The sequence below is a fragment of the Streptococcus sp. GMD3S genome, from assembly GCF_000298695.2.
Classification (GTDB): Bacteria; Bacillota; Bacilli; order Lactobacillales; family Streptococcaceae; genus Streptococcus.
Genome location: NZ_AJRC02000009.1, coordinates 31,028 through 42,192, shown reverse-complemented (window position 1 = coordinate 42,192; position 11,165 = coordinate 31,028). Strand labels below are relative to the sequence as shown.

The 11,165-nt window shown below is 41.2% G+C and carries 12 protein-coding genes; 10 read left to right on the top strand and 2 right to left on the bottom strand.

What is annotated here, in order from left to right; all coding sequences use genetic code 11:
- Positions 1-103: 103 nt before the first annotated feature.
- The 3 genes from GMD3S_RS0205895 to GMD3S_RS0205885 all read left to right on the top strand — a co-directional run bounded on the left by GMD3S_RS0205895 (position 104) and on the right by GMD3S_RS0205885 (position 1,650).
- Complete coding sequence (locus GMD3S_RS0205895) at positions 104-484, top strand: hypothetical protein (protein WP_000439020.1); 381 nt, start codon at positions 104-106, stop codon at positions 482-484.
- Positions 477-794, top strand: coding sequence for a hypothetical protein (locus GMD3S_RS0205890; RefSeq protein WP_227743431.1), 318 nt, complete (start codon positions 477-479; stop codon positions 792-794). Before GMD3S_RS0205895 ends, GMD3S_RS0205890 begins: the two co-directional genes overlap by 8 nt.
- A 163-nt stretch (positions 795-957) precedes the next feature.
- On the top strand, positions 958-1,650 hold the full coding sequence (locus tag GMD3S_RS0205885) for a phosphoglycerate mutase (RefSeq protein WP_000240130.1): 693 nt from the start codon (positions 958-960) through the stop codon (positions 1,648-1,650).
- 124 nt (positions 1,651-1,774) lie between these two features.
- On the opposite strand, the gene GMD3S_RS0205880 is transcribed toward GMD3S_RS0205885, so the two are convergent.
- Complete coding sequence (locus GMD3S_RS0205880; protein ID WP_000250301.1) at positions 1,775-2,347, bottom strand: TetR/AcrR family transcriptional regulator; 573 nt, start codon at positions 2,345-2,347, stop codon at positions 1,775-1,777.
- A 140-nt stretch (positions 2,348-2,487) separates the two neighbouring features.
- Between GMD3S_RS0205880 and GMD3S_RS0205875 the strand changes: the two genes are divergently transcribed.
- The 7 genes from GMD3S_RS0205875 to GMD3S_RS0205845 all read left to right on the top strand — a co-directional run bounded on the left by GMD3S_RS0205875 (position 2,488) and on the right by GMD3S_RS0205845 (position 10,245).
- Positions 2,488-3,189 carry an ABC transporter ATP-binding protein gene (locus tag GMD3S_RS0205875; RefSeq protein ID WP_000323378.1) on the top strand — a complete coding sequence of 234 codons (702 nt, stop codon included), beginning with the start codon at positions 2,488-2,490 and terminating at the stop codon, positions 3,187-3,189.
- A 1-nt stretch (position 3,190) separates the two neighbouring features.
- Positions 3,191-5,890, top strand: coding sequence for an FtsX-like permease family protein (locus GMD3S_RS0205870; protein ID WP_000754606.1), 2,700 nt, complete (start codon positions 3,191-3,193; stop codon positions 5,888-5,890).
- A 144-nt stretch (positions 5,891-6,034) separates the two neighbouring features.
- On the top strand, positions 6,035-6,304 hold the full coding sequence (gene rpsO, locus GMD3S_RS0205865; RefSeq protein WP_001018251.1) for a 30S ribosomal protein S15: 270 nt from the start codon (positions 6,035-6,037) through the stop codon (positions 6,302-6,304).
- A gap of 434 nt (positions 6,305-6,738) precedes the next feature.
- The gene (locus GMD3S_RS0205860; protein WP_000949329.1) at positions 6,739-7,785 is read left to right on the top strand and encodes a FecCD family ABC transporter permease; all 1,047 of its coding nucleotides are present in this window, start codon (positions 6,739-6,741) and stop codon (positions 7,783-7,785) included.
- A gap of 1 nt (position 7,786) precedes the next feature.
- Positions 7,787-8,542 carry an ABC transporter ATP-binding protein gene (locus GMD3S_RS0205855; protein ID WP_000364130.1) on the top strand — a complete coding sequence of 252 codons (756 nt, stop codon included), beginning with the start codon at positions 7,787-7,789 and terminating at the stop codon, positions 8,540-8,542.
- 19 nt (positions 8,543-8,561) lie between these two features.
- On the top strand, positions 8,562-9,572 hold the full coding sequence (locus GMD3S_RS0205850; protein ID WP_000753262.1) for an ABC transporter substrate-binding protein: 1,011 nt from the start codon (positions 8,562-8,564) through the stop codon (positions 9,570-9,572).
- Entirely contained in the window at positions 9,553-10,245 is a 693-nt protein-coding gene (locus tag GMD3S_RS0205845) for an alpha/beta hydrolase-fold protein (RefSeq protein WP_000175769.1), read from the top strand. The genes GMD3S_RS0205850 and GMD3S_RS0205845 overlap by 20 nt, the downstream gene beginning before the upstream one ends.
- A gap of 42 nt (positions 10,246-10,287) precedes the next feature.
- On the opposite strand, the gene GMD3S_RS0205840 is transcribed toward GMD3S_RS0205845, so the two are convergent.
- On the bottom strand, positions 10,288-11,037 hold the full coding sequence (locus tag GMD3S_RS0205840) for a lysophospholipid acyltransferase family protein (RefSeq protein ID WP_000500169.1): 750 nt from the start codon (positions 11,035-11,037) through the stop codon (positions 10,288-10,290).
- Positions 11,038-11,165: the final 128 nt, after the last annotated feature.

Here is an 11,165-nt window from a genome sequence, read left to right as displayed (position 1 = left end):
TCGGATGTCTGAAAGCAGGTAGGCGATTTGTTTGTGACGGAGAAGGTCTTTTGTTTCTGGAGCAAATATGGTAGAATGATAGCTACGAGAGAAGGAGGTTTTTATGGAGAGAGATAGATTGGTTCGACTCAATTGGAGACTGGGCATGGTGGCAGGCATAACCTTGCTTTTGGGACCTGTCCTACGATTTTTGCTATCCTATACTGGTGCCATCATCTATAAAGATCCTTCAAAGATGTTGGTCGTAACGGTTGCCTTTTCCTTGCTCCTGACATTTTTTAAGATTTTAATGATTGCATTAGGGACCTTTATGTTAATCTATTTTGAAGAAGATCAACAACTTCGAAAGCTGCCTTCTATTCTATTTATCATTGGTGGCGTGCTGGGATTTCTTTCAGCGACTGAGTGGATAGGAGGATTTCTAATCATTAAAGGTGCTGTTTCTTTTGCTAAATTTTTGAAAGAAGTTCGTGGCCTTGTCTGAAAGTCTAGTGAAACAATCCGTTGGAGGGTTGTTTTTTCATTTAATGAATTATCTAATGATTCAAAACTCATTTATCGGAGGTTTGATATTAGCTGCTTATGGTGTATTAACAGTACTAAGTGCTTTTCAAACTCTACTAGTTTTGCATCTTACTTCTGGTGGAACACATGTTGTCAGTGTGGTAGTATTTGAAAAAGCTAATCTTGAAAATTGCAAAGAAACAATTGAAGGTCTAATTCATAATCGTTACAATGATACTAATGTAACTAAGAATACTGATCGTATAATTGATGCTTTAAATAAAAAATAATTGCAATCGTTTCTTGATTGAATATCGCGAATTAATAATAACTAGATGAGAGGACACTGTTCTCTCTTTTTAGTTGATTTTAACTAGCTTTTTTGTGAAAAATTGTGTAAAATAGAATAGATAAACGAGGGAAACCTCGAAAAATAAAAGGAGAATCCATCTAATGGTAAAATTGGTTTTTGCTCGCCACGGTGAGTCTGAATGGAACAAAGCTAACCTTTTCACTGGTTGGGCTGATGTTGATTTGTCTGAAAAAGGAACACAACAAGCGATTGACGCTGGTAAATTGATCAAAGAAGCTGGTATCGAATTTGACCAAGCTTACACTTCAGTATTGAAACGTGCAATCAAAACAACAAACTTGGCTCTTGAAGCTTCTGACCAATTGTGGGTTCCAGTTGAAAAATCATGGCGCTTGAACGAACGTCACTACGGTGGTTTGACTGGTAAAAACAAGGCTGAAGCTGCGGAACAATTTGGTGATGAGCAAGTTCACATCTGGCGTCGTTCATACGATGTATTGCCTCCAAACATGGATCGTGATGATGAGCATTCAGCACACACTGACCGTCGTTACGCTTCACTTGACGACTCAGTTATCCCAGATGCTGAAAACTTGAAAGTGACTTTGGAACGTGCCCTTCCATTCTGGGAAGACAAAATTGCTCCAGCACTTAAAGATGGTAAAAACGTATTCGTAGGAGCTCACGGCAACTCAATCCGTGCCCTTGTAAAACACATCAAACGCTTGTCAGATGACGAAATCATGGATGTGGAAATCCCTAACTTCCCACCATTGGTATTCGAATTCGACGAAAAATTGAATGTAGTTTCTGAATACTACCTTGGAAAATAATCTATAAACAGAAAGCCTAGGGTTCCTAGGCTTTTTTGTATCTAAGTTTAAAAAAAGGCAATTTAGCTAATTGAAAAAGTATAAAATGAGAGGATATAGCTTATGAAATAGTAAGTTGTATGAATTAATCTTCTTTTGATTCGTAGCTCCAGTGTTCGTAGTTATAGGTTGATAAGATTATATCCGTGATTTCTTCCGGTTCTTCTTGAGCTCCCCCAGCAATCCAAAGAGAAATAATTCCTTCAATACTTGATAAGAAGATTTCCAAAGCGTATTTGTGAGGAATTTGGAAGTTTTCAGATAAGAAATGACGAGTCTTTTCTTTTTGATTTTCAGTTAGAATAATGCTACTTAGAAATTCACGAATTGCACCACGAAAGTCTATGTAATGACTTTGGGACAAGGCGTTAATAAGGCGTTCGTTCGAACGTAATATATAGAAGTTGGCTAACATAAACTTTCTAGGCGATTCTCTTTCTTTTTCTAAAAAAATGTAGAGCTGGGAAATAATTTCACTTTTAAAACTGTCAATCATTTGATATTTGTCTTCATAGTGTAGATAGAAAGTTCCCCTATTAATCCCTGCGCGTTTACAGAGTTTACTAATTGATATATTTTCAAATTTCTCCTCTGATAGCAACTGAATCAAAGCTTCCTTGATGTCTTCCTTAGTAGTAGTTTTTCGTTTCTGAACCATTTCTCTTCCTTTTTCTTAAATCAACACTTTGTTGATTTTTGATTATTGCTTTTTGACTTAGCCCATTATATAATATTTGTGATTTAGAATCAACACCTTGTTGATTTAAGGAAACGAGCTTTGAAAAGGAGATAAACGATATGGCTTATATTGAAATGAAACACAGCTACAAGCGTTATCAGGTTGGGGATACGGAGATTGTGGCTAATCATGATGTGAATTTTGAAATTGAAAAGGGGGAGCTGGTTATTATCCTTGGTGCTTCAGGTGCTGGAAAATCAACCGTTCTCAATCTCCTAGGAGGTATGGATACCAATGATGAGGGGGAGATTTGGATCGATGGTGCCAATATTGCCAACTATAGTTCGCACCAGAGAACAAACTATCGTCGTGAAGATGTAGGTTTTGTTTTTCAGTTTTATAATCTAGTTTCCAATCTGACAGCCAAGGAAAATGTGGAACTGGCTTCAGAAATCGTGACAGATGCCTTAGAACCTGAGCAGGTCTTGACAGATGTAGGTTTGGCTCATCGCCTCAATAATTTTCCAGCCCAGCTTTCTGGAGGGGAGCAACAGCGAGTCTCCATTGCACGCGCTGTAGCCAAAAATCCTAAAATTCTCCTCTGTGATGAACCGACTGGTGCCTTGGATTACCAGACGGGGAAGCAAGTCTTGAAGATTCTCCAAGACATGTCTCGTCGAAAAGGAGCGACGGTGATTATCGTGACCCACAATGGTGCGCTAGCTCCTATTGCAGATCGCGTGATTCATATGCGCGATGCTACAGTTAAGAGCATGACGATCAATGAGCATCCGCAGGATATCGATACATTGGAGTATTAGCATGAAAAAAACATATCGAAAAGACCTATTTCAGTCAGTGACGACTTCAAAGGGACGCTTTGTTTCTATCTTGACCTTGATGATGCTGGGTTCTTTAGCCCTAGTAGGTCTTAAAGTAGCCAGTCCAAACATGGAACGCACGGCAGGGGATTATCTCCGTAAAGCCAATACCCTGGATCTGGCCGTAATAGCTGATTATGGCTTGGACAAAGAAGACCAAGACGAACTAAAGACCCTTCAAGGAGCAAGTGTTGAGTTTGGCTATATGGTAGACCTAACCGTTGAAAATGGTGAGGAAGCAGTTCGACTTTATTCCAAACCAGAGAGCATTTCAACCTTCCAAGTGACAGAAGGGCGACTGCCAGAGACAAATGAGGAAATTGCCCTAGCCGACTTCTGGAAAGACCGCTATCAGATTGGGCAGACCATTACCTTTACTAAGAAAGAAGAAAAGTCCATCGTAAAATCCCAAACTTTTACAATTACTGGATTTGTTGAGTCGGGTGAGATTCTTTCTAAAGAAGATTTAGGAAGTGCTAGTAGTGGAAATGGCAACCTGACTGGCTATGGAGTAATTTTACCCAGTCAGTTTGACTCAGATGTTTATAGTATTGCGCGTGTGCGCTATGACGATTTAAAAAATCTGGATACTTTTTCATCAGACTATAAGACCAAACGAGCCCAACATCAGGAAGAGTTGCAAGACTTACTTGCTGATAATGGTCAAAAAAGATTGGCAAGTATCAAATCAAATGGGCAAAAGAGCTTGGAAGAGGGCAAAGAACAGCTCCAAACTGCTGAAAGCAACCTTGAAAATGGCAAGAGTCAGTTAGAGCAGGCCGAAAGTCGCTTGAAAACGCAAGAAGAACAAGCGACCGCTTTACCAGAACCGCAAAAGAGTCAAATCGAGGGACAGCTGACAAAAGCTAAGGAAGAACTGGCGACAAAAAAAGAAAAACTGGCTCAGACAGAGAGTGATCTAACTAAGGAAAAAGAGAAGCTTGAACAGCGTCAGAAAGAGCTTGATGAACTGGCAGAGCCGAAATACCACGTATACAATCGCCAAACCATGCCAGGTGGTCAAGGCTACCTCATGTACAGCAATGCATCATCAAGCATTCGTTCAGTCGGAAATATCTTCCCAGTGGTGCTATATATGGTCGCTGCAATGGTGACCTTTACAACGATGACTCGCTTTGTAGATGAAGAACGCACCAATGCAGGTATTTTCAAGGCCTTGGGTTACCGCAACCGAGATATTGTTGCCAAGTTTGTCCTCTATGGTTTTCTTGCAGGAACTGTGGGAACCATTATAGGAACACTTCTTGGACATTATCTTCTTGCAGGGGTGATTTCAGATGTTATAACAGCTGGGATGGTTGTTGGAAAAAGTCACGAGTATTTCTATTGGTCTTATAGTATCCTTGCCCTAGCCTTGAGTTGGGTATCTAGTGTTTTGCCGGCTTATCTGGTGGCGCGAAGGGAGTTGCACGATGAAGCAGCCCAACTCTTACTTCCCAAACCTCCCGTTAAGGGATCAAAGATTTTGCTGGAACGACTGAGCTTTATTTGGAGTCGTTTGAGTTTTACTCATAAGGTTACGGCAAGAAATATCTTTCGTTATAAGCAACGGATGCTGATGACCATTTTTGGAGTTGTAGGTTCAGTTGCTCTCTTATTTGCTGGTCTTGGTATTCAGTCATCTGTGGGAGGAGTTTCCGAACGCCAATTTGAACAAATCCAGCAATACCAGATGATTGTAGCAGAAAAGAGCAGTGCAACGGAGCAAGAAAAAGCAGATCTGGAAAGTGCCTTGCAAGCTGAATCGATCCACGCTTATCAAAAGATTTACTCTAAATCCATTGAAAAAGATTTCAAAGGAAAAGCAGGACTTCAAACCATCACCATGATGGTTACTAGTGGAGAAGACTTCAATCCCTTTATCACATTAGAGGAAAATGGGCGAGAGTTGCAGGTCACTAATGGAGCGGTCGTGAGTCAAAAATTAGCCCAATTAGCAAGTGTTACGGTTGGAGACAAGCTGGAGCTTGACGGGAAGGAAATCAAGGTTGCGGCTATTTCTGAAAACTATGTTGGACACTTTGTTTATCTAAACCGTGCGACTTACGAACAAGTCTATGGAACCAGTCCGCAAGACAATACCTACCTAGTAAAATTAAAAGACCCAACACCTTCCAATACGGAGAAAGAAGCGGCTACTTTCATGGGAAAAGCTGCTGTTTCTGGGGTCGTCCAAAATGCAACGGCTATCCATCTCTTTGAATCTGTAGCCAATTCTCTCAATAAAACCATGGCAATCCTTGTCCTTGTTTCCGTCTTACTAGCCATTGTCATTCTTTACAATCTCACCAATATCAATGTGGAAGAACGTATCCGCGAACTTTCCACTATCAAGGTTCTCGGTTTCCACAATAAAGAAGTGACCCTCTATATCTACCGCGAGACCATAGTGCTATCCCTTGTGGGGATTGTTCTCGGTTTGGTAGCAGGCTACTATTTACATCAATTTTTGATACAAATGATTTCACCTGCCACCATACTCTTTTATCCTCAGGTCAGCTGGGAAGTCTATGCGCTTCCAATCGTCGCAGTGACGGTGATTTTGACTTTACTAGGTCTCTTTGTCAATCACCACTTGAGAAAGGTGGATATGCTTGAAGCCCTGAAATCAGTAGAGTAATTCAAGGTTTTAAACAGTAAATCAGTTGACAAAGTCTCTGCTTCTTGGTAGAATAAGAATTGTCGTAAAGACAAATAACTTCTTCTTGGTTACAGGCATGCCAACCTGTCACTCGGATGAAGCCAAATAAAAAGGAGAAACATCATGGCAATCTCAAAAGAGAAAAAAAATGAAATCATCGCACAATATGCACGTCACGAAGGTGATACAGGTTCAGTAGAGGTTCAAGTTGCTGTCCTTACTTGGGAAATCAACCACCTTAACGAACACATCAAACAACACAAAAAAGACCACGCTACTTACCGTGGATTGATGAAGAAAATCGGTCGCCGTCGTAACTTGCTTGCATACTTGCGTAAAAACGACGTTAACCGTTACCGTGAGTTAATCAACTCTCTTGGACTTCGTCGCTAATCTTGCGTCTAAAACGTTTCTATACTTCGTTGGCTTCAGCTCGATGTACCATTAGTACAATCTTCGCCTCGTCGCCTAGTCTATAAACGTTTTATCCAGCAAGACTTGAGCTCTCTGATATTCAGAGAGCTTTTTTACTTTTGTCACCCTACCTCGATATACTAAAGTATTATCTTCGGTTACGGTTTCTAGCACTGTAAGGTAAAATAAACCAAATCATCTCCCTTCGGGGAGATTTTTTATTTTCACTAGTTTTATAGTACAATCTTCGGCTTGTCGCCTAGTCTATAAACGTTTTAGCCCGAGCTCAAATCAGCTCTCTGACTTCAGATGGCTTTTTCTATATATATTTACATCCTTGTTCATCTAATAGAAATATGGTATACTTTTCATGAGAATTTTCTAAATTTTTAATTTTGTTTAAGGAGGTTTTCATGCTTTCCAAATTTTCTGGAAGCCGACGGGACCTGCAATTTGTGTTACTTTTAGGTATTTTGCTAGCTACTTTAGGGATTTCCCTCTTTCTAGCAGTTTCAATGGGATCCGTTGCGATTGCTCTAGGAGATACCTATCGGATTATTTTGAGTAGGTTGGGGTTTCCGCTTGAGATAGGAGAGGTTTCTAAGTCCACTCTTGCCATTGTATGGAATATGAGATTCCCCCGAGTATTACTCGGTCTGATAGTAGGGGCTGGTCTTTCCATGTGTGGCAGTGTGATGCAGTCCACAGTGAACAATCCCATTGCTGAGCCCTATGTCTTAGGAATCTCTGCGGGTGCGACTTTGGGTGCAACCTTGAGCATTATTCTTGGTTTAAAAGTGGTGATTAGCCTTGGAGCTTTTCTTGGAGCTATTTTGGCAACAATTGCTGTCCTCATCATTGCCTCTATGCAGGGAAGGATGACGACTTCTAGTCTGATCTTATCAGGAACGGTGGTCAATGCTCTCTTTCTGGCTTTTTCCAACTTTATCATCTCTGTTGGCGCTAATGCAGACAGTGTGATGACCATTAAGTTTTGGACCATGGGTTCGCTTGCTGGAACTACTTGGTCTGACTTAGTCCTGCCAACTATAGTAGTAGGATTGGCCCTTCTATTTTTCTCTACCCAGTATCGTGTTTTTAATGCGATGATGATGGGAGATGAGGCTGCTTTAACTTTGGGAATTCCCTTACGCTTCTATTGGTATCTTTATGTGACCATGGTGGCTGTGCTGACAGCAGTCTTAGTGGCAACCTGTGGGATTATTGGATTTGTTGGTCTCATTACTCCTCACTTAGCTCGAGGGTTAGTAGGAACGAATTACAGGAGACTTTTTCCCGTTGCGACCTTACTGGGTGCCCTCTTTGTCGTCTGGGCAGATGTACTTTCTCGTGTCATTATTCCAAATGCTGAGCTTCCAATTGGTATTTTCACAGCCTTAGTAGGTGCTCCCTTCTTTATCTACATTGTTGGAGGTAGGCGAAGGGAGGTGAGGGCCTGATATGGACTTGATTTGTCAGGATGTCCACTTTGGACTAGGAGAGAAAAAAATCCTCAAAGGAGTTTCTCTTAAGGTTGAGGGGTATCAATTTCACACGATACTAGGGCCAAATGGAAGTGGAAAAACCAGCCTGCTTAAACTCCTCTATCGTCAGGAAAAGGCGGACAAAGGCTTGATAAGCCTAGATGGAAAGCCACTGGAGCATTGGTCACTCAAAGAAACAGCCAAGCAAATGGCAGTTGTCACCCAGTTTAATCAATTGCAGTTTGATTGTACAGTTGAGGAAATCGTCTTGTTGGGCAGAACTCCCCACCTCTCTTTTTTACAGAAGGAAAAGGAAAGGGATTATGCCCTCGTTCAAGATGCTCTCGTCAAGGTGGATATGCTTGAGAAGAAAACTCGTCTCTATTCGTCCTTGTCAGGGGGCGAGAAACAGAGAGTCTTGTTGGCACGCGCCTTGGCGCAAGAACCGACTCTCTTGCTCCTGGATGAACCTACCAATCACCTGGATATCAAGTACCAGTTAGACTTGTTGGCAATTGTGAAGAATCTCAAGGTCAATGTTTTAGCTGTCCTACATGATATTCAACTTGCTTGTCGCTATTCGGATTATCTCTATCTGATGAAAGAGGGAGAAATCCTTTACCAAGGGACTCCAAAGGAGACCATCACCCCTGAGTCATTGCAAACTGTATACGGAGTTCAAAGTCAGGTGACTTGGACCGAGGATCAGCAAGCCATGATTCACTATTTATAAAAGTAAAAAGGAAAATAAGATGAAAAAAACACTAAGCATTTTACTCGTAACAGTAGCTACCTTAACCATGGCAGCTTGTGGCAACACTACTACAGAAAAAGCTACCACGCAGTCTAGCACAGAAACAAGTCAAAAGGCCAGCACAGAGACGACTTATCCGTTAACGGTTAAAACCTATGATGTTAAGGGAAATGAAGTCGAACAAGTCTTTGACAAGGCACCTGAAAAAGTTATCACCAACAATCTTTCAACAACTGAAATCTTATTGGAGTTAGGCTTGAAGGATAAAATTGCTGGCATGCTCAACCCTGACAATGCTGTAACAGACAAATACAAGGACGCGATTGCGACCATTCCTCAAATCGGTGATAAAAAAACAGTCTCTCAAGAGACAGTCCTTTCTTATGAGCCAGATGCGGTGATGGGTCGAAACATGATGTTTTCAGAAAAATCCTTGGGAACAGTTAGCACTTGGAATGAAAACAAAATCCCAGTCTATACGCAAAAAGCTTCTCTCTCAACGATTCAGCAAGATTTAGGAAATATCGTAGAAGATGTCAAAAATCTGGGAATGATTTTCAATGTTCAGGACAAGGCCAATGAATACGCAGCCCAATTACAAGCTAAAATTGACGCTGTTAAGAAAGCAAATCCAACAAGCCAAGGTGAAAAGAAAAAGGCTTTGATTATGGTTGCTTATAATGACGAAACCTTCGGTGCTTACAAGTCTGCTTTGCAAGAGAGCCTTCTAAATCAACTTGGTTATACCAACGTTGCAACGGGAACATCAGGTTTGACCTTGGAAAATCTCGTGTCAATGGATCCTGAGTTGATTATCTATGTAACCAGCGACCGCAATAAAAAATTGGATGCTAACGCAGTAGAGTTGATGAAGGCAAATGAAGTTTTGGAAAATGTTCCTGCTATTAAGAATCAAAAAATCATGACCATTTCTTACGATGAGTTAATGGACTATGGTCCAGCAGTGATTGATTCCCTTGAGAAAATCAATGACTTTATCAATAAATAATGAGTTTGATTGGGAAGGGATTCAAGTTAAGATCAGCCTTCCTTCGACTTATGATCCCAACCAAACCTATCCAGCTGTTCTCTTGAATGATGGAAACTTGGATTTCCTATCTTCCCTTTCAGAATCTGTGATTTTAGTGGGCTTGACCTCTAAAAATCGCCTAGATGACTACACACCCTGGAAGGCCTCTGCTCTGAGAGAGGGGGCTCCGGATTTTGGCGGTCAGGCAAATGCCTATCATGGTCATTTATTTGGAGGTCTTTTAGATAAGTTGCGGTCTCTTTATCGCCTGGACGAAGATCGCCTTGCCTATGGAGGATACTCATTAGGTGGACTGGCGGCAGTCTACAGTCTATTCAGCTTTGACAAGGTCTCCTGTATCTTCTCTATCTGCGGTTCCTTTTGGTATCCTGATTTTACGACTTATTGCAAGGATGAAAGGGTGAAAAATTTAGATTGTTTACTGTATTTACAGAATGGTCAAACAGAAGGAGTTCATCATACCAATCGTCTGGCTCAGGCACCAGCCTATGCTGAGCAGATCCATACCAGTCTTCAGAAACGTTATCCAACTGGTCAATTTGTCTTTGATCCTTATGGGCATCATGAGCAAGTTGCTGAGCGATTTCTAGCCTTTTCCAACTGGTTGTCCCAAAAATGGAAAATCGAATAAAAGAAATATCCCTTGGCAAAAGCCAAGGGATAATTGTATTTTTTAACCAAGAGCCTCTCTCTTCTTATCTGGATTCCAGATAAAGCTTGCAATGAAGGTAAAGATAATCGTTAGGATACCAACAACCACAGCAAGGATGAGGGCTGGGATGCGGACAAACCACCAGAGTGGGTTTGGTTTTTTATCATTGTGCCATTGCTTGGTTTCTTCGTCTAAACGTTGGAATTCAGCTTGGATGCGGTCTGCAACCATTTCAATCCCTTCATCATTCATTTTCTTGATATCTGAGATATCGATAGGATTTCCAAAGTTCATATCTACACGTTCACGGCTGACTAAGCCTTTCAAGGTCATAGGACCTGTGTAGGTAACCGGCATGATACGGACTTTGGCCATCTTGGCAATCAGGGCTACGCCACCCTTGACATCGTTTGAGTGGCGACTACCACTAGGAAACATGATAAGGGAACGGTCACTTTTTTTGAGGACATTGATAGGGTATTTGATAGCAGAAGCGCTAGGATTTTCCCGGTCGATAGGAAAGGCCCCACACATACGGATCCACCAGCCAAATATGCGGTTGTTAAATAGCTCTTTTTTGGCCATAAAGATGAACTGTTTTGGTTTGGTCGCAAAGGCCATGTATACTGGATCCCACCAGGTACGGTGAGGTGCGACCAAGATATAGTTTTCATCTTTACTAGGGATTTTATCAGTATTGTGGTAGTGAGCATTGCCATTGATGGACCACAAGATCAGCATGACTAGTCCACGCAAATAAGTATAAAACATGAGAACTCCTTCGATTGTATTGCTTTTATTATTATACCTTATCAAAAGACTACTGGCAAACTTTTTCAGTTATCAGCCAACAGTTTTAGATGGGATTAGAATTCTTTTAAAAAAAATGATATGATAGA

What these genes read in the sequence shown, in the direction of transcription:
- GMD3S_RS0205855 (WP_000364130.1), top strand. Translation starts at nt 7,787, where the DNA reads ATGGACTTGATTTGTCAGGATGTCCACTTTGGACTAGGAGAGAAAAAA.
- rpsO (WP_001018251.1), top strand. Translation starts at nt 6,035, where the DNA reads ATGGCAATCTCAAAAGAGAAAAAAAATGAAATCATCGCACAATATGCA.
- GMD3S_RS0205845 (WP_000175769.1), top strand. Translation starts at nt 9,553, where the DNA reads ATGACTTTATCAATAAATAATGAGTTTGATTGGGAAGGGATTCAAGTT.
- GMD3S_RS0205870 (WP_000754606.1), top strand. Translation starts at nt 3,191, where the DNA reads ATGAAAAAAACATATCGAAAAGACCTATTTCAGTCAGTGACGACTTCA.
- GMD3S_RS0205885 (WP_000240130.1), top strand. Translation starts at nt 958, where the DNA reads ATGGTAAAATTGGTTTTTGCTCGCCACGGTGAGTCTGAATGGAACAAA.
- GMD3S_RS0205875 (WP_000323378.1), top strand. Translation starts at nt 2,488, where the DNA reads ATGGCTTATATTGAAATGAAACACAGCTACAAGCGTTATCAGGTTGGG.
- GMD3S_RS0205840 (WP_000500169.1), bottom strand. Translation starts at nt 11,037, where the DNA reads ATGTTTTATACTTATTTGCGTGGACTAGTCATGCTGATCTTGTGGTCC.
- GMD3S_RS0205895 (WP_000439020.1), top strand. Translation starts at nt 104, where the DNA reads ATGGAGAGAGATAGATTGGTTCGACTCAATTGGAGACTGGGCATGGTG.
- GMD3S_RS0205860 (WP_000949329.1), top strand. Translation starts at nt 6,739, where the DNA reads ATGCTTTCCAAATTTTCTGGAAGCCGACGGGACCTGCAATTTGTGTTA.
- GMD3S_RS0205850 (WP_000753262.1), top strand. Translation starts at nt 8,562, where the DNA reads ATGAAAAAAACACTAAGCATTTTACTCGTAACAGTAGCTACCTTAACC.
- GMD3S_RS0205880 (WP_000250301.1), bottom strand. Translation starts at nt 2,347, where the DNA reads ATGGTTCAGAAACGAAAAACTACTACTAAGGAAGACATCAAGGAAGCT.